Here is a 21,185-nt window from a genome sequence, read left to right as displayed (position 1 = left end):
AAACCGCCGCCGCCCCGCCCATGTCCCTGCGACCACCGACCGGCAGGAAACCATGACCCAACTGCAAGAAGCCCCCTCAGCCGCCAAGGCCGTCGGCCGTCCGCTGGATCGGGTCGACGGTGCGGTCAAGACCACCGGCGAAGCGCGCTACGCCGCGGAGTTCCCCTTCCCGGGCCTCGCCTACGCGGCCATGGTGCACTCGACCGTCGCCCGCGGCCGGATCGCTGCCATCGACACCGCGGCCGCGCTCGCCGTGCCCGGCGTGCTGGCCGTCATCACCCACGAGAACGCGCCGCGCATGAAGAAGCCCGCGAAGCCCAACCCCCTCAACCTGAGCACGCTCGCCTCCGGTACCAGGGTGAACTACCTGAACACCGACGAGATCTTCTGGAACGGGCAGCCGATCGCGGTGGTCGTCGCCGACACGCTCGAAGCCGCGCGCGAGGCGGGCGCGCTGGTACGCGCCGAGTACACGACCATTCCGTCCACAGTGGACTTCAAGACCGAACAGAAGAACGCCAAACCCCAGCCGAACAGCATGATCCAGTCCGGGGGCGCCAAGAAGGGCGACGCCGAAGCCGCGCTCGCCGCCGCGCCGGTCTCGGTGGACCTGCGGTACTCCACCCCGGCCCACAACCACAACGCGATCGAACCCCACGCCACCACCGCGTTGTGGGACGGCGACCGGCTGACCGTGCACGAAGCCACGCAGAGCGTCGACTGGGTGCGGCGGCACCTCGCGCTGAAGTTCGACGTGCCGGTCGCCGGGATCCGCGTGCTCGCACCGTTCGTCGGCGGTGGCTTCGGCGGCAAGGGCGCGGTCTGGGCGGGCACCGTGCTGACCGCGCTCGCCGCCAGGATGACCGGCCGCCCGGTCCGCATGCTGCTCAGCCGGGAAAGCGTCTACCGCACGGTCGGCGGCCGGACGCCGTCCAGCCAGCGGGTCGCGCTCGGCGCCGACACCGACGGGCGGCTGACCTCGCTCATCCACACCAGCATCACCCAGACCGGCAGCGGAGGCGGCGGCCCGGAGCAGGTCACCTCGCAGTCGCGGCACCTCTACGCCGCCGAGAACATCCTCGTACAGCAGAACCTCGTCGAACTCGACACCACGCCGAACACCTTCATGCGCGCCCCCGGCGAGGCCATCGGCACCTTCGCGCTGGAAGCCACCGTCGACGAACTCGCCTACCGCATCGGCATCGACCCGATCGAACTGCGCATGCGCAACGAACCGACGGTGAATCCGCTGGACGGCAAGAAGTTCGCCCACCGCATGCTGCGCGAGTGCTTCGCCCGCGGAGCCGACGAATTCGGCTGGGCCGACCGGACCCCGGAACCCGGTTCGATGCGGGACGGGCGGTGGCTGGTCGGCTGGGGCGTCGCGGCGGCGTACCACCCGGCGTGGCAGTTCCCGGCCAACGTGCTGGTGCGCTGGTCGGCCGACGGCTCGGTACTGGTCCGCTGCGGCTTCCAGGAAATGGGCATGGGCGCCGCGACCGCCCAGGCGCAGATCGCCGCGGACGCGCTCGGCGTCCCGTTCGAATCGGTCCGCGTGGAGTACGGCGACACCGTGTTGCCGACCGGCCCCAGCGCCGGCGGCTCCGCCCAGACGGCCAGCGTCGCGGCCAGCCTGCTCTCCGCCTGCGAGAAGCTCACGACCGCACTGGCCGCACTGGCGAAGAAGCACCCCGGCGGCTCACCCGGTGAGATCATCGCCGCCGCCGGGAAGCCCTACCTGGAAGCCTCGGTCGGCGCCGAATCCGGTCTCGGCGCGGTGGCCGGGCAGGTCCGGTTCATGTCGAAGTTCGTCATGGACCAGCGGCGCTGGGTGAAGGCGGCGAGCGGTGCGCACTTCTGCGAGGTGCGCGTCGACCCGGACACCGGGGAAACCCGGGTCTCCCGCTGGACCGGCGTGTTCGACGTGGGCCGGGTGATCAACGCGAAAACCGCCACCAGCCAGCTCAAGGGCGGGATCGTGATGGGCATCGGCATGGCGCTGTCGGAGGAGACCCTGGTCGACCCGCGCACCGGGCGGATCATGAACCCGAGCCTGTCGGAGTACCACGTGCCCGTGCACGCCGACATCCCGCCGATCGACGTGCACTACCTGGACGTGCCGGACCCGACCATGCCGCTGGGCCTGATCGGCATCGGGGAGGTCGGCATCACCGGCGTCGCCGGCGCCGTCGCGAACGCCGTCCACCACGCCACCGGCAAACGCATCCGGGACCTGCCCATCACCCTCGACAAACTCCTCTAACCGGAAGGAGACTCCAGCACGAAGAACAGGAAGCTCGGCGCCGTCGCGAGCAGCTCGAAATCCCCGGGGAACTTCTCCTTCGCGGCCTCCACCGGCTGCGGTTCGCTGAGCACCGACAGCCGGAAACCCGCCGCGGTGAAGGCGTCGGTCATCGCGTGCAGCGGGCGGTTCCAGTACCGCACCGGGGCGGCCACCCCGGCCAGGTCCAATTCCTCGATCGACTCGTAGGTCGCGAAGTAGTCCGGCCGGTGCCCGGACAGGCGCGCGAAGCAGTATTCGGCCGTGGGGTGGTTGACCGAGGTGATGAATCGGCCGCCGGGCTTGAGCACCCGCCGCACCTCGGCGAGGGTCGGGCCCCAGTCCTGCAGGTAGTGCAACACCAGGGAGGCGATGACGTCGTCGAACGAGGCGTCCGGGTAGGGCAACGGCTCGGCCACGTCGGCAACCCGCAGGTCCGCGTCGGCACCGAGGCGACGCCGGGCCAGCTCGAGCATTCCGGCGCTGCGGTCGAAACCGGACACCAGCGCACCCCGATCACGCAAAGCCTCGAACAGCGGGCCCGCACCACAACCCACATCGAGAATGCGCCTGCCGGCCACGTCCCCGGCGAGGGCCAGGGTCGCGGGCCGCTCGTAATAGGCGTTGTTGAGACTGCTTTCGTTCTCCGCGTTGTACGCCTCGGCGAAGCTGTCGTAGTCGTTCACCCCAGTGGTCATGGCGCCATCCTGGCCGACACCGCGAAACTGCGCCACAACCGCAGGTCAGGCCCCGACTTCGCCGTCGATGGCCTCACGCAGGAAGTCCGCGTGACCGTTGTGCCTGGCGTACTCGTGGATCAGGTGCAGCATCACCAGCCGCAGCGACACGTCCTCACCCCACCGGGGGACGTGTGCCGTCACGTCAAGGGATTCCGCTTCGCGCTCGATCCGGCGGGAGTGCTCCACCTCGGCCCGCCACGCCTCGAACGCCTCCTCTCGGGTGGCGTTCGAGGCGTCATAGGCGGCCTGGAAGTCCTTGTTGGACGACCAGAGGAACGGCAGGTCCTTCTCCTGGTTGAGCACCCGGCGGAACCAGGTCCGCTCCACTTCGGCCAGGTGCCGGACCAGCCCGAGCAGCGAAAGCGTGGACGGCGGGCTCGACCGCTGCCGCAGTTCCTCTGTGGACAATCCGTCGCACTTCATTTCCAGTGTGGCGCGGTGGAAGTCCAGGAAGGCGCGCAGCGTTTCGCGTTCGTCCCCGCGCAGCGGCGGGCTGATCCGGTCGATCCCCATGAGCGGCAGCCTACGGCGTGAGGTCGTAGACCGACTGCCCGCCGATGGTGGTGGCGGGGTAGGTCGCCTCCACCCATTCGGCGATCTCGCTGCTCCCACCGGGGCCACCCATGCGACCACCGTCGGTGATGTAGTACCCGATCTTGCCCTCGGCCACGTACTGCTGGAACTGCGCCAGCGTCGGCGCCGGGTCGCCGCCGTTGAACCCGCCGATCGGCATCACCGACTTCCCGCTGGCCAACTGCAGCGCGGCCGCGCCCCGCGTGCCGCTGCTCGCCGCCGCCCACTGTTCGGTGCTCGACTGCAACACGGCCACGAGGTCCGCCGACGGGGTCTCCCCCTCCGGCATGCCGAAGGCCATCCCGGTCGCGGGCCCGGAAATCGGGATCGACCCGGTGTGCGGCACGGCCGCGGTGGCCACCCCGAACACCAGCGTGCCCGCCAGCCCGACGGCCACCGCCGCGACCGCCACCGCCCGCGTGACCCGGCGGAACTCGTGCACCCCGACCGCGATCGCGGTGGCGACCAGGATGCCGAGCACCAGGACCGTCCAGCGGATCGCCGGCTGCCACGCCGAGGACCGGTCGAGCAGGATGTAGCTCCACACCGCGGTCACCGCGACCATTCCGGCCAGGAACAACCGCGGCGCGAAGTGCGCCCGGCCGCGCCACAGTTCACGCCCGGTGATCGCCACCACCGCGGTGATCGCCGGGGCCAGCGCGACCGCGTAGTACGGGTGCACGATGCCCCCCATGAAGCTGAACACCAGCGCGGTCACCACCAGCCAGCCGCCCCACAGCACCAGCGCGGCCCGCGTGCGATCGGTGCGCGGCCGCCCGCGGGTGAACCAGAGCCCGGCGACCAGCCCGATCAGCGCGGCGGGCAGCAGCCAGGAGACCTCGGTGCCGAAGCTGTCGCCGAACATGCGGCCCAGCCCGGCCTCCCCGCCGAACCCGACGTTCCCACCACCGCCGCCCATGCCGCCGCCGTTGCCGCCGCCGAAGATGCGGCCGAGCCCGTTGTAACCCAGCGCCAGGTCGAGTTCGGTGTTGTCGGTGGACCCGCCGATGTACGGCCGCGAAGCCGCGGGCCACAGGTCCACAACCGCGATGTACCAGCCCGCCGAGACCACCACGGCGGCCGCGGCGCCGAGCAGGTGCAGCAACCGCTTGCCCAGTCCCGTCGGTGCGGCGAGCAGGTACACCAGCGCGAACGCGGGCAGCACCAGGAACGCCTGCAGCATCTTGGTCAGGAAGCCGAACCCGATCGCCACCCCGGCCAGCGCCAGCCACTTCGGTGACGCCTTCTCCAGCGCGCGCACCACGCAGTAGGCGCCGAGCACCAGCAGGAAGGTCAGCAGCGCGTCCGGGTTGTTGAAGCGGAACATCAGCGCCGCCACCGGGGTCACCGCCAGCGCGGCACCGGCGAGCAGTCCCGCGCCGGGGCCGGACCACCGGCGGACCGCCGCGTACAGCAGCGCCACCGAGCCGACGCCGAGCAGCGCCTGCGGCACCAGCATGCTCCAGCTGGAGAAGCCGAAGATCCGCCCGGACAGGCCCATCAGCCACAGCGCCGCGGGCGGTTTGTCCACGGTGATCGTGTTGCCGGGGTCGAGCGAGCCGAAGAACCACGCCTTCCAGTCCATCGAACCGGCCTGGGCGGCTTCGGCGTAGAACGAGTTGGCCCAGCCGGACGCGCCGAGGTTCCACAGGTACAGCACGGCGGTCGCGAGCAGCAGCCCCCAGAACGCGGGCCGCACCCAACGGGGCGGTGCCGCATTATCCGAAGTGGACACAACGGGACCGGCGGGGGCGGTCAGGGTGGCGGTCACGGGGTCTCCGATCGGTTCCGGCGGGGGTTGAACACCCAGCCGCGCAGCAGCAGGAAGCGCAGGACGGTCGCGGTGAGGTTGGCCAGCACCAGCACGACCAGCTCGATCGGCTGCGACGGGCTGGTGGCCGAGTGCAGCAGGGCCAGTGAACCGCTGGTCAGCCCGAGGCCGAGCAGGAACACCAGCATGCCCTCGAAGTGGTGGCGCCCGGCACCGGCGGCGCCGCGCACGCCGAAGGTGAGCCTGCGGTTGGCCGCGGTGTTGGCCACCGCGGTCACCGCCAGCGCCACGAAGTTGGCCGCCTGCGGGCCGAAACCACCGCGCAGCAGGACGAAGAGCAGCAGGTAGGCCAGCGTGCTGGCGACGCCGACGGCGGCGAACCGGACCAGCTGGCGGACCAGTCCGCCGGGCACCCCGGGCGCCTCCACCGGGGCGGGCGCGCGGTTGAGCTGGTCGCGCAGCCTGGCGATCGGCACCGTGCCGGTGGCCAGCGCCCGGCCGAGCCGGGCGATGCCGCGCAGGTCGGCGAGCGCGGTCGAGACGATGTCGACGCGGCTGTCCGGATCGTCCACCCAGTCCACCGGGACCTCGTGGATGCGCGCGCCCGCGCGCTGGGCCAGCACGAGCAGTTCGGTGTCGAAGAACCAGCCGGTGTCGGCGACGTGCGGCAGCAGTTCCCGCGCCACGTCCGCGCGGATCGCCTTGAACCCGCACTGGGCGTCGGAGAAGCGCACCGACAGCGTGCCGCGCAGCAGAAGGTTGTAGCAGCGCGAAATGATCTCCCGCTTGGCACCGCGGACCACCCGCGCCCCGCGCGCCAGCCTGCTGCCGATCGCCACGTCGGAGTGCCCGGAGATGAGCGAGGCGACCAGCGGGGACAGCGCGGCCAGGTCGGTGGACAGGTCGACGTCCATGTAGGCCAGCACCTGCGCGTCCGAGGCCAGCCACACCGAGTGCAGCGCGCGACCGCGGCCCTTCTGCTCCAGCCGGACCGCGGTCACCTCGGCCAGTTCACCGGCCAGGCGCTCGGCGATCGACCAGGTCCGGTCGGTGCTGGCGTTGTCGGCGATGGTGATCCGGAACCGGTACGGGAAGCGGCGGCTCAGGTGCCGGTGCAGTTCCCGCACGCTGGGGCCGAGATCGGTCTCTTCGTTGTACACGGGCACCACGACGTCGAGCACCGGGGCCGGGCCGTCCGTCTCGACCGGCGCACGCCGGGTGTCCGCGGGCAGAGTCGCTGTCATGGCTTCGAAACTGGTGCCCGGGGCTGGGTGCTCCTTGTGCTGATCCTGTGGCGTGCCTGTGAGCGCGAGCCATAGGCCGGGCCAAGGCTTCGCACAGCGGGCGCACAGGGAACGGCTCGAAGGTGGGACCCAGCCGGCGTCGAAGCCGGAGCGACGAGGAGTGAGTTCAATGACCGAGCCAGCCAACCCCCAGCCTTCCGAGCCCACCCCGGAGTGGGGCGCCCCGGCGCCCCGGGCCCGGTGGTCGGGCAAGAAGACCGCGGCCGCGGCGGCGATCGCGGTCGGCATCGCGGCGACCGGCGGGGTCGCCGTCTACGCCGCGAGCGGCACCTCCAGCAGCGAACAGGGCGGCGGCCCCGGCGGCATGATGACGAACGGCGGTGGCCCGATGATGCGCCTGCCCGAGGGGCTGGCGTCCGCCCTGCACGGCGAGTACACCGTGCCCGACGGCAAGGGCGGGTACACCACCGAGGTGATGCAGCTCGGGGAGGTGACCGAGATCAGCGCGACCTCGGTTTCGGTGAAGAGCGAGGACGGTTACACCAAGACCTACCCCATCGACGGGAACACGACGTTCGGCCGGGGGAGCGCGGACGACATCGCCGGCGGCGACACGGTCACCGTCACCGCGGCGCCCGGGGAGGGTGCCGTCGCCAAGACGGTCTCGGAACGCGTGATCATGGGCGGTCCGCAGGGTGGTCCGCAGGACGGCGGCAGGCAGCAGAACGGCGGCCAGCCCCCGCAGAACGGGCAGCAGCAGCCGCCCGGCAACTGACCGCGCCGGGCACTGGACTGGAACGCCGCGCTCCTCAAGGATGAGGTCGTCCGAGCCGTCCCCGCGTTGCGGGGAACCGGCGCACACCCCGGTGCGGGCGGGAACCGTCGCCCGGCCGGGGCCTGAGGGGAAAGGATCACGGCAGTGATGAGCACATCAGCGTTCCTGACCACCGTCGCCGACCAGACCAGGACGCTCGCCGGGTGGGTGGACGGCCAGGACCCGGCGGCCCCGGTGCCGACGTGTCCGAAGTGGACACTGGCGGACCTGGTCGACCACGTGGGCTCGACCCAGCGCATGGTGGCCATGCTCGTCGGCGGGCGGATGACCGAACCGAGCCAGGCCTTCGCCGGTTACGTCCCCGCCCCCGAAGACCCCGCCGAATGGGGCGCCTGGCTCAACGCCTGCGCCGCCGAAGCAGCACAGGCGTTCGAGGCGGTCAGCGACGACACCCCGGTGTGGGACCCCTCCGGTGCCGAGGCGGGTGTGCCGTTCTGGTCACGGCGGCTGCTCGGCGAGATCTGCGTGCACCGCGCCGACGCGGCCTCCGCGCTGGGCAGACCGTACGAACTGGCACCCGAACCCGCCGCCGCGGCCGTGGAGGACTGGCTGGACACGATGACCTCACGCGGCTACTGGGAGAACAAGCCGGACTACGCCGCCGCGATGCGGGGCACCGGGCAGACCCTGCACTTCCACGCCACCGACACCCCCGGGGAATGGGTGGCCCGCCGCGAACCCGACACCATCGTCCTGGAACGCACCCACACCAAGGCCGACGTCGCCCTGCGCGGCACGGCGGAGGAACTACTGCTCGTGCTGAGCAGGCGACGACCCCTGACCGAGGCCACCACCCTCGAAGTCCTCGGCGACCAAGCCCTGCTCGACCACTGGATCGAGCACATGGACTGGACCACCGACTAATCCATCGGAACCACTCGCTCGCCGGGCAGCGAAAGGCGCTGTCCGGCGGCTTCGCTCGACAGCGAGCAAGGACCACCGTCCGATCGAGCCGCCGGGGTTGCGGGCGGAGCGCTGCCGTCCGGCCGAGTCGCCGGTGTGCGCAAGCGGGGTGCCCGTCGGAGGGCAGCGGGGAACTGCCCGGCCGGAAAGGGCCGGGGTCTCAGGGCTGGGAAGCGTCAGGCGACGGCGCCGGGCCGGCGCGGGGGGTTCGCGGAAAGCCAGCCGGGTTCCGCGGCCTGCCGCAGCCGGTCGAGGATGGCGGTGGTGGACAGGCAATCGGCCATGGGTTCCCGGTCGATCTCCATCCGCCAGGCGTTGAACATCATCTCCAGCGACGCGGCGCCTCGGCTGTCGGTCATCGGGCACCTCTCCCAGGTCAGACATAGCCTCGACCCGATTACCCACTCGGACGGCGGCTTACACCTCCAACGAGTGAGACCTGCGTCACAAGTTGATTACGTCAGCGCGTACCCTCCGTCGACCACCAGCACCTGACCGGTCACGTAGCGTGCCTCCGCCGACAGCAGGAACATCGCGGGCCCCACCAGGTCGGCCGGGGCGGCGAGCCGGCCGAGCGGGACGCGCTCCACCACCCGCCGCCGGCTGCGCTTGTCCGCCAGCGGCCCGGGCGCGATCCCGTTCACCCGCACCCCGCTCGGCCCCAGCTCCACCGCCAGCCCGCGCACCAACTGCGACACCGCCGCCTTCGTCGCGCCGTAGGGCACCCCACCGGCCAGCGCCCGCTCCGCGGTCACCGACGAAACCGCCAGCACCGCGCCCGAACCCCGCCGGGCCATCGACGGCGCGGCCGCGCGCACCATCCGGTACAGCGCCCCGACGTTCACTTCGGACAGCCGCTGCCAGTCGGCCTCGCTCAGTTCGACCGCGGGTGAGCGGACCTCCTCGTCCGCCGCCAGCACCAGCAACTCCGGCGGACCGTCCAGTTCCATCAGGACCTCGGCGGGCAACCCGCTCTCGCTCGGATCGCCGAGCACCGCGCGGCCACCCAGCTCGGCCGCCAGCACCTGCGCCGCCGGGTCCTGGTCGACCAGCAGCACCTCGGCCCCCGCCGCGGCGATCGCCCTGGCCAGTGCGGCCCCGATGACCCCGGCCGCGCCGGTGATCACCGCGCGGCTGCCGGTGAACTCGTGCGCGGTCAACGCGTCGCGTCGGGTGCCGGTGGGATCGTGCGCATGGGGTTCTCCACTGCCGAGAACTGCCGAGAGAGCTCCGGCCGAGTCTAGCCCGGCCGCCACCTACCATGTGGCGCATGGCGGGAACAGGCGGTTTGGGTGAGCTGGAACGCGCGGTGATGGACGTGCTGTGGGATCGGGACGACGCCGAGCCGGTCACGGTGCGCGCGGTCACCGACGCGCTGGCCGAGCGCAAACCGGCGTACACCACGGTGATGACCGTGCTCGACCGGCTGGCGAAGAAGGGTTTTGTGCTCCGCGAACGCGACGGCCGCGCCTGGTCCTACCGCCCGGCCGCCAGCCGCGACGCCTACGTGGCCCGCCTGATGCTCGACGCGCTCGACCTGACCGGTGACCGCGAGGCCGCGCTGGCCCACTTCGCGCGCTCGGTGAGCAATCCCGAGGCCGAGGCGCTCAGCCAGGCACTGGACAGGCACCGGAAGTCCGGATGAGCGCGGTCGCGCACCTGGCCGTGACGCTGGTGCTCTGCCTGTTCGCCGTGCCGCCGCTGCTGGGCGCGCGCTGGAGCAGCCAGAGCCCCGGCGCCGCCGTGGTGGCCTGGCAACTGCTGCTGGCGACCGGGGTGCTGAGCGTGGTGGGCCTGTTCGGCGCGCTCGGCCTGGCCCCCTACGACCGGCCGATGCTGCCCGCGCTGGGCGAGTTCACCGAGGACCTGGGCACCGGCCTGCCGCCGGAGATGACGCTCGCGCGCCTGTGCTGGCTGGTCGCCGCGGTGGTCACCGCCGTGCTGGTGCCGGTCACCGTGGTCGTGTCCACTGTGGGCGTGCTGCGGGTCCGGCGCCGCCAGCGCGACCTGCTCGCGCTGCTCGGGCGCACCGATCCGGCCGCACCGGGCGCGGTGGTGGTGGACCACCCGGCGCCGATGGCCTACTGCGTGCCGGGCCTGCGACCGCGGATCGTGGTCAGCTCCGGCACGCTGGACATGCTCGACGACGGTCAGCTCGCCGCAGTGCTCGGGCACGAGCGGGCGCACGCGCGCGAACGGCACGACCTGGTGCTGGTGCCGTTCACCGCGTTGCGCCGGGTGCTGCCGAATTCGCGCTACGCCAAGGAAATCTCGGCCACCGTGGCCTTGCTGCTGGAGATGCGCGCCGACGACAAGGCGTGCCGCGCGCACACCCGCGGCTGCCTGCAGGCGGCACTGCGGCGGTTCCGCGACGGCGGGTTCACCGCCCCGGCGGGCACGCTGGGCCTGGACGGCGACATCGCCGCGCGGCTGGACCGCATCGCCGAACCGCGGCGGCGGCAGCTCCTGCCCGCCCGCTGGATCGCCCTCACCGCCACCCTCGCCCTGGCCTCCACGCCGGTCAGCCTGTTCGTGTGGCCCGGCTAGCGAAGTCTTGTATCATGTACTTGATACAAGACGGGAGGGTCCACCGTGGAGTGGGACAGGACACTCGGCGTTGCCGTGTTCATGGGCCTGTTCGGCCTGCTCATCCTGATCGCGCTGTGGCCGGGGGAAAGACAGGGCGTGAAGGTGCTGCGCCGCTGGGGCGTCGGTGATCCGGACGCGGCCGACGTCGCCGAAGCCGTGCGGTACCTGCGGCGGCGCCGGTTCTGGTACCCGTGGCTGTACATCAGCCTGCCCGCACTGGCCGAGGCGGTCGGCTTCCACCGGTACTTCGAGGACGACACGGTCGCGGTGATCATGGGCACGCTGCTGCTCGGCGGGCTGATCGCCGAGGTGCTGGCGCAGCGTCCGCCGCGGACCCGGCGGCGCGAGGCCAGTCTGGACCGACGCGGCGTCCGTGACCTGATTCCGTTGTGGGGCTTGGTTTCCTACGCGCTGATCACCGCGCTCACGGTGGTCTTGCTGGCCCTCACCCGGGCGTGGCCGCTGCTCGGGCTGGCCGCCGTGGTCACCGCGCTCACCTGGCTGATCATCGCGCTGGCCGTCCGCCGTCCGTCCACAGGGGACAGTGCGGTGGACGCGGCGCTGCGGGTGCGCAGCGCCAGGGTGGCCGCCGGGCTCGGGGCCGCCGCCACCGCGTCGCTGGCCACCCCGGTCACCAACCTGCTCACCGGCCTGCTGGTGCTGTGCGGGCTGGCGGTGTGGTTCCACCTGGCAGGCGGGCGACGCGCGGTCCGGGCCTGATGCCGTTGAAGGTGGTCGTCGACGCCGACAGCGGGGTCGCGCCGTGGCGGCAGGTGCACGACCAGATCGTCCGGCTGATCTCCGCCGGCGACCTGCTCCCCGGCAGCCGCCTGCCGCCGATCCGGCAACTGGCCAGGGACCTCGCACTCGCGTCGGGCACCGTCGCGCGGGTCTACCGCGAACTGGAGACGGGCGGCTGGGTGCACACCGCCCGCGCGAAGGGCACGGTGGTCACCGAAGCTGCCGACCGGCCGGGCAAGACCGCGCTCCTGCACGCCGCCGCCACCGAATACGCGCGCATCGCGCGGGACCTGGGCTTCACCCCGGAGGAGGCGGTCATCGCCCTCCGGCACGCCCAATCCCCCTGATCCCGGGGGCCGACGAGTAGGGCAGCACCTGCGCCGAGCCCTCCGGCTGGACCACGACCAGCTCGATGTCCTCGGCGAAGCGGTACGGGCGCGGCGCCAGGATGCCGCCGAAGTGCCGGCGCAGCCTCGACATCTCGGCGCGCACGGTGACCGTCCGCGCCGGGTCGCCGAAGAGGTCGGCGGCCAGTTCCGCGGCCGACCGGCCCGCCGGGTGCCGCGCCAGCACGTAGAGCATCTCGGCGTGCCGCGGGCTCAGGTTGTGCGACCACGTCCCGCCGCTGCCGGACACGGTCAGCACCGCCTGGCGCGCGCCCGACACGTCGAGCACCACCTTCGTCGGCGCCGGGTGCTCTTCGTCGACCAACCGCACCAGCCAGCCACCGGGCAGCGGCTCCAGCACGCACCCGCCGTACGCTGGCAGCCAGGTCCGCCCGGCCGCGCACCGCGACGGCAGCGCCACCCGGTCGACCGGCGCCAGCCCGGACGCGGCGGCGACCCAGCCGTGCGGATCGATGACCACCGCCCGGCCGCCCACCTTCGACAACGTCGGCACGGCGACCGCCCGCAACCGCTCCAGCTCGCTCAGGTGCGCGGTCCGCAGGTGCGTCTCGGCCAGCTTCGCCACCGCGTCGACCAGCGCCAGCGTGGACGCGTGCACGGTTTCCGCCGGGCCGGACAGGTCGACCACCCCGAGCAGCCTGCCGTCCCGCGGATCGTGCAGCGGCGCTGCCGCGCAGGTCCATTCGTGGTGGGAGCGGACGTAGTGCTCGGCCGAATACACCTGCACCGGCCGCCGCGCCACCAGCGCGGTGCCGATGGCGTTCGTGCCGACCGCGGTCTCGTGCCAGTCGACGCCCTCGGTGAAGCCGAGCCCGTCGGCGCGCCGCCGGACCGGCGTGCTGCCGTCGCGCCAAAGCACCCGGCCCTCGGCGTCGACCACCACCATGATGTGCGCGGCCGCCTCGGCCAGGCTGACCAGCCCGCCGCGCAGCGTCGGCAGCGCCTCGGCCAGCCCGCTCTCGCGCCGCCGCGCTTCGAGCTGGTCCGGGCCCAGCGGCGGGCGCTCGGCCCCGCGGTCCGGATCGATCCCGAGCTGCCGCATCCGCTGCCACGAGGCACCGATCACCGAACGCGGGCGGCTCGGCAGCGCGGCCCCGGTCAGCGCGGCCTCGTGCACGCGGGCGAGCACGCGCGCGTACCGCCGGGGATCCGCCCCGGCCGGCAGCGCTGCCTCGAGATTTCCGGCGACCACCCGGTCAGTGTGGCTCCCGCCCTGCTGAAACGAAAGCCCCTCCCCGGAACGGACCGCAACGGATCAGGCGGGATCCACCAGCACCTTCATCTTGAGCCCGGCGTGCAGTGCGGAGAAGCCCTCCTCCACCACCTTGTTCAGCGGGATGTGCTCGACCCAGCCGGTGGTGTCGTAGTGCCCGCCCGCCATCAGGTCGATCACCGCGGCGTAGTCCCGCGCGGTGTAGCACAGCGAGCCGCGGATCCCGCTCTCCGACATCACGAGCTTGATCAAACTGGTCTCGAGTGGACGTTCGTAGATCGCCACCGAGACCAGGTGCTTGCGGTGCCCGAGGCAGTCGAGCGCGGTGTCGACCGCGGCCCGCACCCCGGCCGCGTCGTAGGCCGCGTCCGCGCCACGCCCGCCGGTGCGGTCCCGCACGTGCGCCACCGCGTCGGTCTCGCCGGGGTCGAGCACGTCGTCCGCGCCGAGCGCGATCAGCGCTGCCCGGCGCACCGGCGACGGCTCCACCACGGTGATCTTCTCCACGCCCAGCCCGCGCAGGGCGAACCACACGCCGATGCCGATCGGCCCGGCACCGAAGACCACCGCCGACGAGCCCGGCCCGACCTCCCCGAGCCCGGCCGCGTGGTACGCCACCGACATCGGCTCGACCAGCGCGCCGAGTTCGTCGCTCACCGAGGCGGGCAGCTTGTGCGCCATGCGCGCGGGCACCACGGTGTACTCGGCCATGCCGCCGTCGCACGACAGGCCGTGGAAGCCGATCGTGCGGCAGATGTTGTAGTGGCCCTCCAGGCAGGCCGGGCAGGTGTCGCACCGGTAGACCGGCTCGACCGCCACCCGGTCCCCCGTGCTCAGCCCGTCGACCGCGGCCCCGGTTTCCACCACCGTGCCGGCGAACTCGTGCCCGAGCACCACCGGCGCGCTCGCCCCGGTCAGCGGGTGCGGCTCGGCGGTCGGCACGAAGATCGGCCCGGCGTAGTACTCGTGCAGGTCGGTTCCGCAGATCCCGTTGTGCGCCACCTTGATCTTGACCTGGTCCGGCCCGCACTCCGGTTCGGGTACCTCCTCGACGGCGACCTCTTCCCGGCCGCGGTAAACCACCGCGCGCATGCTCATCCCCCGCCCTTCGCCGCTTTCACGGCGTCCACCACCGCACCCGGCTTCTCCAGGTGCACCATGTGCCCCGCGTCCGCCACCCGCCGGACCCGCTCGCCGAGCACGGCGGCGTTGGCCACCGGCAGCACGGCGTCGCGCGTGCCCCACACCACTTCGACCGGTGTGTCCACTCCGGACAGCCACGGCCGCGCGTCGATGCCCGGCGAATCGCCGTCCAGCAGGGTGCCCAGCAGGGCGTCCAGCGCCTGGTCCACGCCGTCGAGGCGCTTGTACTTCATCAGGTCGTCGGCCAGCTGGCGGGTGGCCTGCGCCGGATCGGCGAACAGGTCGCCCAGGTGCGGTTTCAGCTCGCGCCTCGACTTCGCCGCGGCGAACCCGCGCAGGTAACCGGCGTTGATCTCGGTGCCGTACCCGGCGGGCGCGACCAGCGTCAGCGACGCGACGCGCGCCGGTTCCTTGGCCGCGACCGCGGTGACCACCGCACCGCCGAGCGAGTGACCGACCAGGTGCGCGCGCTCGATCCCCTTCTCCCGCAGGAAACCGAGCACCGCGGCGGCGAGCACGTCCACCGAGCCGTCGCCGACGTCCTTTGTGGACTCGCCGTGGCCCGGCAGGTCGAGCGCGTGCACCACGGCGTTCTCGGACAACGGTTCCTGCACGAACAACCACGAGTTCTTGTCGCCGCCGTACCCGTGCACCAGCACCACCTGGTCGGCGCCTTCTCCGAGGGTGGCGTACGACAGCGTGCGCCCGTCGACCTCGACCGTCCCGGCCTCCGGACCCGCCGCTTCCTCGACGGCGCCCGAGTCGAGTTCCTCCCGCGCCACGCGGGCGGCGGCCTCGATCTCCTCGTCCGGCACCGAAGCCGGGGCGATGAGCGCGATCGTGCCGCCCACCGGCACGTCCTCGCCGACCTCGGCGACCACCCTGCGCAGCACGCCCTCGTCGCTGGCTTCGAGCACCCCGGCGATCTTGTCGGTGTCGATCTCGGCGAGGTCGTCGCCGTCGCCGATCACGTCACCTTCGGCCACGATCCATTCGGTGATCTTGCCGCTGGCCATGGACAGGCCCCATTTCGGCATGATGACCTTGCTGATCTCCGCCATGCCTCAGCGCTTCCAGTCCACCACGGACTTGGCCGCGTTCACGACCTTCTGCGCGTCCGGGAGGTAGAGGTCCTCCAGCGAATCGGCGAACGGGACCGGCGTGTGCGGCGGGCTGACCAGCTCGATCGGACCCTTAAGCGCGCCGAAGGCCTCCCTGGCCACCAGCGCGGAGATGTCCGTACCGAGGTTGCAGCGCGGCGAGGCCTCGTCGACCACCACCAGCCTGCCGGTGTTCTCGACGCTTTCCAGGATCGTCTCGGTGTCCAGCGGACTGGTCGTGCGCGGATCGATGACCTCCGCCGAGATGCCGGAGGCCGCCAGCTCCCGCGCGGCTTCGACGGCGACCGGCACCATGCGCCCGAGCGCCACGATCGTCACGTCGTCGCCGTCGAGCACGACGTTGGCTTCGCCGAACGGGATCGCGTAGCTGTCCTCCGGCACTTCGCCCGCCATGTCGTACATCGCCTTGTGCTCGCAGAAGATCACCGGGTCGTCGTCCCGGATCGACTGGATCAGCAGGCCCTTCGCCTCGTACGGGCTGGACGGAACGACCACCTTCAGCCCGGGGATGTGGGTGAACAGCGGGTAGAGCACCTGCGAGTGCTGTGCCGCGGCCCGCAGCCCGGCCCCGTACATGGTGCGGATGGTCACCGGGGTGACCGCCTTGCCGCCGAACATGTAGCGGAACTTGGCCGCCTGGTTGAAGATCTGGTCGAAGCAGACGCCCATGAAGTCGATGAACATCAGCTCCGCCACCGGCCGCAGCCCGGCGGTGGCGGCGCCGACGGCCGCGCCGACGAAGGCCGATTCGGAGATCGGCGTGTCCAGCACGCGGCCAGGGAAGCGGTGGTAGAGCCCCTTCGTGACGCCGAGGACGCCGCCCCACGCGTCGTCGTCACCGGGGCTGCCCGCGCCACCGGCGTTGTCCTCGCCGAGCACGATGACCGACTCGTCCCGTTCCATCTCCTGGGCGAGGGCTTCGTTGATCGCCTCGCGGTAGCTGATCGTGCGTGCCATAGCCGGACCCTCCTAGTACGAGACGTAGACGTCGGTTTCGAGGTCGGACGCGTCCGGTTTCGGCGCGGCCTTGGCCTCGGTGACGGACCGGTCGATGAGCGCGGCCACGGAGGCGTCGATCTCGTCGAGCGCGGCCTCGGTCAGCTGCCCGGTTTCCACCACCCGGCCGCGGAAGCGCTTGAGGCAGTCCAGGGTTTCGCGTGCCCTGGCCACCTCGTCGGCGCGGTAGCTCTGCTGGTCGCCTTCGAAGTGGCCGAAGTAGCGGGTGAACTTGACCTCGATCAGCGTCGGGCCACCGCCCTCGCGGGCGCGTTCGATCGCCTCACCAGCCGCCTCGTGCACGGCGAAGAAGTCGAAGCCGTCCACGATCACGCCTGGCATGCCGAAGCCGGCGGCGCGGTCGGCGATGTTGTCCGCGGCCACCGACCAGGTGCTCGCGGTCGCCTCGGCGTACCCGTTGTTCTCCGCCACGAAGATCGCCGGGAGGTTCCACACCGAGGCCAGGTTCAGCGCTTCGAGCGTGGTGCCCTGGTTGCTGGCGCCGTCCCCGAAGAAGGCCACGCCGACGCCACCGGTGCGCTTCTGCTTCGCGGCCAGCGCGGTGCCGCAGATCAGCGGCGGCCCGCCGCCGACGATGCCGTTCGCGCCGAGCATGCCCTTGGCCAGGTCGGCGATGTGCATCGAGCCGCCCTTGCCGTGGCACGAACCGGTTTTGCGGCCGTAGATCTCGGCCATCATGGCCGGTACGTCCACGCCCTTGGCGATGCAGTGCCCGTGCCCGCGGTGCGTGCTGGCGATCGAGTCGCGCTCGTCGAGGTGCAGGCACACCCCGGTGGCGGAGGCCTCCTCACCGGCGTAGAGGTGCACGAAGCCCGGGATCTCCCCGGTGGCGAACTCGTCGTGCACCCGCTCCTCGAAGTCGCGGATGGTGCGCATCAGGCGATACGCCTCGAGCAACCGGTTCTCAGCCAGACCACCGGTCACCGGTGTGGGCAAGGTGTCCGTCATCGTTGACGCTCCCTTCTCGATGGTTCCGCCGGACGAGCAGGCCGAGGCGGGCCGCCTCGGCGAGCACCGCGGGCACGTCCACGCAGCGCGGCCCCGGTCGCAGGCGCACCTCGACCGGTGCCGCGCCGACTTCGATCTCCCGTTCCCCGTCGACCGCGACCACGCCGCCGGGCAGCACGATCTCGGTGGTGTCCCCCGGCCGCAGCGGGCGCCAGTCGCGCACGCCGACCGGGACCACCAGCCCCGGCGCGATCGGGGCCTCGACGACGAAGCGCGCCTGGTCGACCGGGCCGAGCCGCAGCGCGACCCCGTTCTTCGCCAGGTGCGGCACCGGGCAGAGCAGCCCGGGAACACTGGAGAGCCCGATGCCGTCGGGCTCGGCGAAGGTGCAGAACAGTTCGGTCAGCTCGGCGGGGTTCCAGAGCGCGCGCGAGCCGACGTGTGCCGACAGCGACGCGCAGACGTCGACCAGTGCCAGCTCGGTGCGCTCCCCCGCGCGCACTTCGAGCGCCTTCGCCCGGCGCACGGTCGTGCTCTGGTCGACCGCCCCGGTGGCGACGAGCCCGGCGGCCAGTCCGGCCACGGTGGCCTCGCGCATCTCCGGGAAGGCGTTGTTGGTGCCCGTCGACAGGGCGAGCAGGGGCACGTCACCGCAGGCCGCGGCGGCCACCCTGGCGGTGCCGTCGCCGCCGAGGCAGACGATCACACGGGCGCCGGCGTCGACCATCCGGTGCACGGCGTTGGTGGTGTCGCGGGCGTCGCCGGTGAGCGGGTCGTCCTCGCAGAACTCGATCCGCGGCCAGGGCGCGTCCTTGCCGGGGCGGCGGGTGCGGGCGGCGCGCAGCACCGCGGCGGAGATGCCGCCGAGGTCGGTGGAGAGCAGGGCCCGGCCCACGCCGGTGGTGGCGAAGGCGGCGAGCAGGCGGCGCACCATGTTCGCCTTCTCCGCGGTCGGGAACACCGAGGCCTGCGCGACCAGTCGGCGGATGTCCCGCCCGGACGCGGGGTTCGCGACGATCCCGATCGTCGGCTGTGGCTGCACCGTCACGCTGCCATCAGACCTCCCGGCTCCGCGCGCGGGAAGGGTTGCAGGGGGTTGCAACGCGAGGTCGCGCCGGTCGCTGGGCCGGGCCGCGCCAGGTCGCCCCAGCGGCGTGGCGTGGTCCGGCCCAGCGACCGGATCCAGAGCGACCTCGCCGCCGTGCCGGAGGCGCGGCCAACAATCCTGGGTGTGGGGCACCCGGGAAAACGGCGTCCTGCCGCAGGCGGGCCGGGCGGTCGAGACTCGGTGTCATGAGCGAAGCAACCGAGAAGATCGTCCTCATCACCGGCGCGAGCAGCGGCATCGGGCACGCGGCCGCGCTACGGCTGGCGTCGGCCGGGCACCGGGTGGTGCTCGGCGCGCGGCGGGCCGACCGGCTGGCGGAACTGGCCGGGGCGATCCGCGAAGCGGGCGGGTCGGCGGAGTACCGGGAACTGGACGTGACCGACCTGGCCGGCTTCCGCGCCTTCGTCGAGTTCGCGCGGGAGCGGTACGGCCGGGTGGACGTGGTGGTCAACAACGCCGGCGTGATGCCGTTGTCCTCTTTGGACGCCGGACTGGTCGAGGAGTGGGACCGGATGATCGACGTGAACATCCGGGGCGTGCTGCACGGCATCGCCGCCGCGCTGCCGGTGATGCGGGCACAGGGGTCGGGGCAGTTCGTGAACGTGGCCTCGATCGGCGCGCACGAGGTGGTGCCGACGGCGGCGGTCTACTGCGCGACGAAGTACGCCGTGCGGGCGATTTCCGAGGGCCTGCGCCAGGAATCGGGCGGCGACGTGCGGGTGAGCGTGATCTCGCCCGGGGTCACCGAGTCCGAACTGGCCGACAGCATCACCGATCCGGAGGCGGCCGCGGGCATGGTCGAGTACCGGAAGATCGCGCTGCCCGCCGCGGCGGTGGCCGAGGCGATCACCTTCGCCGTGGCCCAACCGTCCGAAGTGGACGTCAACGAGATTGTGGTGCGCCCGGCGGCGACGAGGTAGTGAAGCCGTGGCGGGCTCGCCTGAGCCCGCCACGGCATGGAGTCACCCGCGGCGGCGGACGGCGTACTGGCGCGGCAGCACGACAGGGGTGGACCTGCCGCGGTCGGGGATCTTGCCCCCGGACCGCGCGGCGCGGCGCTCACGCCGGTTCGCCGGCGCCGGGGTGACTTCGTTTTCGTGGAAAGGGTTGGCACGCATGAGGAAACCTCCTCGCCTTGGTGGAAACACGGCACGGTGGCCGGGAAAGACGAGCCGCTGGGGCTACCGAGGAAGTGAGGCACGCGCGGCACGGGAACGGCGGCGCGGCGGGTTCTGCTGGATCAGATCACCCGACCAAGTTAGCAAGCCCCGCCGCGCGCGCCAACCGAATTAATGGCTCAGTTCGGGTTCCCCGCGTGGGTGAGGGTCTGCCAGGCGACGAAGAGGCTGTTCGTGCCCGCCGGGCGCTGCTGCTCGACCAGCTTCTGCGTGTTCGACATCGGGATGCCCAGACGCGTGTTCAACGCGGCGAAGGCCACCTCCGGCACCGGCCCGAGGCCCCGCTTGACGCTGCCACCGCAGATCGACGACGGCACCGGCTCGCCCAGCTCGTACTTCGCGTGGAAACCGAGCGTGTGCCGCAGCCGCTCCTGGATCTCCGGGTACAGGTCCTGCCCCTGGTGACGGGCGGTTTCGGCGAAGCTGGCGATGGAGGCCACGCCGTACCCGGTGTGGGTGAAGTCGCGGCAGGTCTCCTGGGCCAGCCCGGCCACGAAGGTCTGCTGGCCGTGCCAGTACCCGACGATCTCGTCCCGGGTGTCGATCCCGCTCCCCGGCGGGGTCTTCGGCAGCGCGCCGTCCGCGGGCAGGTAGATGAACGCGGGCACGCGCGTGCGGAAGATGCCCACCGCCTTGTCGTAGGCGGCCCGGTCCTCCAGGAACACCGCGATGCCGAGGGAGGCCTCCATCATGGTGAGCTCCCAGTTGCCGTTCGTGTTCGCCCGGCCGTTGATGATCTCCGGCAGGTAGACCTGCCGCAGCATGGTGGCGAACCGGTCGATCCCGGCCTGCGACCAGCCGCCGCCGGTGTGCCGGATGATCTCGGCCGCCTTCGCCCACGAGGTGCCCGACCAGGCGGTCTGCAGCGGGGCGTTGCTGTTGGTGTGGTCCTTGAGCACCGCCGACCAGGCGTCCATGATCGAGATCGCCTTGGCCGCGTACCGGCTGTCACGGGTGATGTACCAGTTCAGCGCGTGGGTGTAGGCGGCGATGGCGTCCTGCCGCTCGTCGGTGCAGCCGAGGTTGGGGTTGCTGTACGGCCCGCATTCGACCACCGCCCGCGGCTTGGGCTGGCGGCTCAGCGAGGCGAGCGGGCTGGCCGTCAGCTGCGCGTACGCCGCGGCCTGCGGCTGGGTGCCGGCGGCGACCCGGTCCCGCACGAAGTCGAGCTGCGCGCGGTTGAGGAAGACGCCGGGGTGGGTGAACGACGGTGGTGCGGCCGAAGCCGACTGCGGCACGCTGGCCAGGGCGAACGCGGTCAGGAAGGCCAGGAGGGCGGACAGGGGCCGCCAGCGGACGGGCATGGTTTCTCCTCCGGAGGAATCAGTGCCTCGCTCCGGCGGCGGGGAGAGAGCGGAGACCCGTCCGCTCAC

The 21,185-nt window shown here is 72.2% G+C and carries 22 protein-coding genes; 8 read left to right on the top strand and 14 right to left on the bottom strand.

Annotation, left to right across the window (positions count from 1 at the left end; genetic code table 11):
- The first annotated feature begins 52 nt into the window (after window positions 1-52).
- Window positions 53-2,263: a xanthine dehydrogenase family protein molybdopterin-binding subunit gene (locus JYK18_RS24385; protein WP_206805110.1), complete on the top strand. Its 2,211-nt coding sequence runs from the start codon at window positions 53-55 to the stop codon at window positions 2,261-2,263.
- On the opposite strand, the gene JYK18_RS24380 is transcribed toward JYK18_RS24385, so the two are convergent.
- The 4 genes from JYK18_RS24380 to JYK18_RS24365 are packed head-to-tail and all read right to left on the bottom strand — an operon-like array spanning window position 2,260 to window position 6,609.
- Window positions 2,260-2,979: a class I SAM-dependent methyltransferase gene (locus tag JYK18_RS24380; RefSeq protein WP_206805108.1), complete on the bottom strand. Its 720-nt coding sequence runs from the start codon at window positions 2,977-2,979 to the stop codon at window positions 2,260-2,262. The genes JYK18_RS24385 and JYK18_RS24380 overlap by 4 nt on opposite strands.
- Before the next feature lie 45 nt (window positions 2,980-3,024).
- Complete coding sequence (locus JYK18_RS24375) at window positions 3,025-3,534, bottom strand: DinB family protein (RefSeq protein ID WP_206805106.1); 510 nt, start codon at window positions 3,532-3,534, stop codon at window positions 3,025-3,027.
- A 10-nt stretch (window positions 3,535-3,544) separates the two neighbouring features.
- Complete coding sequence (locus JYK18_RS24370) at window positions 3,545-5,365, bottom strand: glycosyltransferase family 39 protein (RefSeq protein WP_206805105.1); 1,821 nt, start codon at window positions 5,363-5,365, stop codon at window positions 3,545-3,547.
- Window positions 5,362-6,609, bottom strand: a complete 1,248-nt coding sequence (locus JYK18_RS24365) for a glycosyltransferase (RefSeq protein WP_206805103.1) — start codon at window positions 6,607-6,609, stop codon at window positions 5,362-5,364. Before JYK18_RS24365 ends, JYK18_RS24370 begins: the two co-directional genes overlap by 4 nt.
- Before the next feature lie 169 nt (window positions 6,610-6,778).
- Between JYK18_RS24365 and JYK18_RS24360 the strand changes: the two genes are divergently transcribed.
- Window positions 6,779-7,384, top strand: coding sequence for a hypothetical protein (locus JYK18_RS24360; RefSeq protein ID WP_242582036.1), 606 nt, complete (start codon window positions 6,779-6,781; stop codon window positions 7,382-7,384).
- A 147-nt stretch (window positions 7,385-7,531) separates the two neighbouring features.
- Window positions 7,532-8,308 carry a maleylpyruvate isomerase family mycothiol-dependent enzyme gene (locus tag JYK18_RS24355; RefSeq protein WP_206805099.1) on the top strand — a complete coding sequence of 259 codons (777 nt, stop codon included), beginning with the start codon at window positions 7,532-7,534 and terminating at the stop codon, window positions 8,306-8,308.
- A 215-nt stretch (window positions 8,309-8,523) separates the two neighbouring features.
- On the opposite strand, the gene JYK18_RS24350 is transcribed toward JYK18_RS24355, so the two are convergent.
- Together JYK18_RS24350 and JYK18_RS24345 are read right to left on the bottom strand one after the other, a co-directional pair.
- The gene (locus tag JYK18_RS24350) at window positions 8,524-8,706 is read right to left on the bottom strand and encodes a hypothetical protein (RefSeq protein ID WP_206805097.1); all 183 of its coding nucleotides are present in this window, start codon (window positions 8,704-8,706) and stop codon (window positions 8,524-8,526) included.
- 96 nt (window positions 8,707-8,802) lie between these two features.
- The gene (locus JYK18_RS24345) at window positions 8,803-9,507 is read right to left on the bottom strand and encodes an SDR family NAD(P)-dependent oxidoreductase (RefSeq protein WP_206805095.1); all 705 of its coding nucleotides are present in this window, start codon (window positions 9,505-9,507) and stop codon (window positions 8,803-8,805) included.
- Between the two features lie 110 nt (window positions 9,508-9,617).
- Here JYK18_RS24345 and JYK18_RS24340 point away from each other — a divergent pair, with 110 nt between their 5' ends.
- From JYK18_RS24340 to JYK18_RS24325, 4 genes are read left to right on the top strand one after another with little or no spacing between them, the layout of a single operon-like run.
- The gene (locus tag JYK18_RS24340; RefSeq protein ID WP_206805093.1) at window positions 9,618-9,992 is read left to right on the top strand and encodes a BlaI/MecI/CopY family transcriptional regulator; all 375 of its coding nucleotides are present in this window, start codon (window positions 9,618-9,620) and stop codon (window positions 9,990-9,992) included.
- Entirely contained in the window at window positions 9,989-10,894 is a 906-nt protein-coding gene (locus tag JYK18_RS24335; RefSeq protein WP_206805084.1) for a M56 family metallopeptidase, read from the top strand. The genes JYK18_RS24340 and JYK18_RS24335 overlap by 4 nt, the downstream gene beginning before the upstream one ends.
- A 45-nt stretch (window positions 10,895-10,939) precedes the next feature.
- Window positions 10,940-11,656, top strand: a complete 717-nt coding sequence (locus JYK18_RS24330) for a hypothetical protein (RefSeq protein WP_206805082.1) — start codon at window positions 10,940-10,942, stop codon at window positions 11,654-11,656.
- Window positions 11,656-12,024: a GntR family transcriptional regulator gene (locus tag JYK18_RS24325; RefSeq protein ID WP_206805080.1), complete on the top strand. Its 369-nt coding sequence runs from the start codon at window positions 11,656-11,658 to the stop codon at window positions 12,022-12,024. The genes JYK18_RS24330 and JYK18_RS24325 overlap by 1 nt, the downstream gene beginning before the upstream one ends.
- Here JYK18_RS24325 and JYK18_RS24320 read toward each other — a convergent pair.
- The 6 genes from JYK18_RS24320 to JYK18_RS24295 all read right to left on the bottom strand — a co-directional run bounded on the left by JYK18_RS24320 (window position 11,993) and on the right by JYK18_RS24295 (window position 18,574).
- A complete protein-coding gene (locus tag JYK18_RS24320; protein ID WP_206805078.1) occupies window positions 11,993-13,276 on the bottom strand; it encodes a GAF domain-containing protein in 1,284 nt (427 codons plus the stop codon). The genes JYK18_RS24325 and JYK18_RS24320 overlap by 32 nt on opposite strands.
- 63 nt (window positions 13,277-13,339) lie before the next feature.
- The gene (locus tag JYK18_RS24315; RefSeq protein WP_206805070.1) at window positions 13,340-14,389 is read right to left on the bottom strand and encodes a 2,3-butanediol dehydrogenase; all 1,050 of its coding nucleotides are present in this window, start codon (window positions 14,387-14,389) and stop codon (window positions 13,340-13,342) included.
- Window positions 14,390-14,391: 2 nt separating this feature from the next.
- A complete protein-coding gene (locus JYK18_RS24310) occupies window positions 14,392-15,501 on the bottom strand; it encodes an acetoin dehydrogenase dihydrolipoyllysine-residue acetyltransferase subunit (protein ID WP_206805068.1) in 1,110 nt (369 codons plus the stop codon).
- 3 nt (window positions 15,502-15,504) lie between these two features.
- Window positions 15,505-16,518, bottom strand: a complete 1,014-nt coding sequence (locus tag JYK18_RS24305; protein WP_206805066.1) for an alpha-ketoacid dehydrogenase subunit beta — start codon at window positions 16,516-16,518, stop codon at window positions 15,505-15,507.
- A gap of 12 nt (window positions 16,519-16,530) precedes the next feature.
- Window positions 16,531-17,526, bottom strand: coding sequence for a thiamine pyrophosphate-dependent dehydrogenase E1 component subunit alpha (locus JYK18_RS24300; protein WP_206805064.1), 996 nt, complete (start codon window positions 17,524-17,526; stop codon window positions 16,531-16,533).
- Entirely contained in the window at window positions 17,483-18,574 is a 1,092-nt protein-coding gene (locus JYK18_RS24295) for an NAD(+)/NADH kinase (RefSeq protein ID WP_307796034.1), read from the bottom strand. Before JYK18_RS24295 ends, JYK18_RS24300 begins: the two co-directional genes overlap by 44 nt.
- Window positions 18,575-18,819: 245 nt before the next feature.
- Here JYK18_RS24295 and JYK18_RS24290 point away from each other — a divergent pair, with 245 nt between their 5' ends.
- Complete coding sequence (locus JYK18_RS24290) at window positions 18,820-19,554, top strand: SDR family oxidoreductase (protein WP_206805062.1); 735 nt, start codon at window positions 18,820-18,822, stop codon at window positions 19,552-19,554.
- Between the two features lie 42 nt (window positions 19,555-19,596).
- Here the strand turns inward: JYK18_RS24290 and JYK18_RS24285 are convergent, their stop codons facing one another.
- Window positions 19,597-19,752, bottom strand: coding sequence for a hypothetical protein (locus tag JYK18_RS24285; RefSeq protein WP_206805053.1), 156 nt, complete (start codon window positions 19,750-19,752; stop codon window positions 19,597-19,599).
- Window positions 19,753-19,931: 179 nt separating this feature from the next.
- On the bottom strand, window positions 19,932-21,116 hold the full coding sequence (locus JYK18_RS24280) for an alginate lyase family protein (protein ID WP_206805051.1): 1,185 nt from the start codon (window positions 21,114-21,116) through the stop codon (window positions 19,932-19,934).
- Window positions 21,117-21,185: the final 69 nt, after the last annotated feature.

Source organism: Amycolatopsis sp. 195334CR, assembly GCF_017309385.1.
In the GTDB taxonomy this organism is placed as follows: domain Bacteria; phylum Actinomycetota; class Actinomycetes; order Mycobacteriales; family Pseudonocardiaceae; genus Amycolatopsis.
This window is presented reverse-complemented; position numbering and strand designations above follow the sequence as displayed.

Bases quoted from the DNA above. Each gene is read 5' to 3' on its own strand.
- JYK18_RS24375 (WP_206805106.1), bottom strand. From the start codon at position 3,534: ATGGGGATCGACCGGATCAGCCCGCCGCTGCGCGGGGACGAACGCGAA.
- JYK18_RS24300 (WP_206805064.1), bottom strand. From the start codon at position 17,526: ATGACGGACACCTTGCCCACACCGGTGACCGGTGGTCTGGCTGAGAAC.
- JYK18_RS24310 (WP_206805068.1), bottom strand. From the start codon at position 15,501: ATGGCGGAGATCAGCAAGGTCATCATGCCGAAATGGGGCCTGTCCATG.
- JYK18_RS24360 (WP_242582036.1), top strand. From the start codon at position 6,779: ATGACCGAGCCAGCCAACCCCCAGCCTTCCGAGCCCACCCCGGAGTGG.
- JYK18_RS24385 (WP_206805110.1), top strand. From the start codon at position 53: ATGACCCAACTGCAAGAAGCCCCCTCAGCCGCCAAGGCCGTCGGCCGT.
- JYK18_RS24305 (WP_206805066.1), bottom strand. From the start codon at position 16,518: ATGGCACGCACGATCAGCTACCGCGAGGCGATCAACGAAGCCCTCGCC.
- JYK18_RS24285 (WP_206805053.1), bottom strand. From the start codon at position 19,752: ATGCGTGCCAACCCTTTCCACGAAAACGAAGTCACCCCGGCGCCGGCG.
- JYK18_RS24355 (WP_206805099.1), top strand. From the start codon at position 7,532: ATGAGCACATCAGCGTTCCTGACCACCGTCGCCGACCAGACCAGGACG.
- JYK18_RS24335 (WP_206805084.1), top strand. From the start codon at position 9,989: ATGAGCGCGGTCGCGCACCTGGCCGTGACGCTGGTGCTCTGCCTGTTC.
- JYK18_RS24325 (WP_206805080.1), top strand. From the start codon at position 11,656: ATGCCGTTGAAGGTGGTCGTCGACGCCGACAGCGGGGTCGCGCCGTGG.
- JYK18_RS24280 (WP_206805051.1), bottom strand. From the start codon at position 21,116: ATGCCCGTCCGCTGGCGGCCCCTGTCCGCCCTCCTGGCCTTCCTGACC.
- JYK18_RS24290 (WP_206805062.1), top strand. From the start codon at position 18,820: ATGAGCGAAGCAACCGAGAAGATCGTCCTCATCACCGGCGCGAGCAGC.
- JYK18_RS24365 (WP_206805103.1), bottom strand. From the start codon at position 6,609: ATGACAGCGACTCTGCCCGCGGACACCCGGCGTGCGCCGGTCGAGACG.
- JYK18_RS24340 (WP_206805093.1), top strand. From the start codon at position 9,618: ATGGCGGGAACAGGCGGTTTGGGTGAGCTGGAACGCGCGGTGATGGAC.
- JYK18_RS24350 (WP_206805097.1), bottom strand. From the start codon at position 8,706: ATGACCGACAGCCGAGGCGCCGCGTCGCTGGAGATGATGTTCAACGCC.
- JYK18_RS24315 (WP_206805070.1), bottom strand. From the start codon at position 14,389: ATGCGCGCGGTGGTTTACCGCGGCCGGGAAGAGGTCGCCGTCGAGGAG.
- JYK18_RS24380 (WP_206805108.1), bottom strand. From the start codon at position 2,979: ATGACCACTGGGGTGAACGACTACGACAGCTTCGCCGAGGCGTACAAC.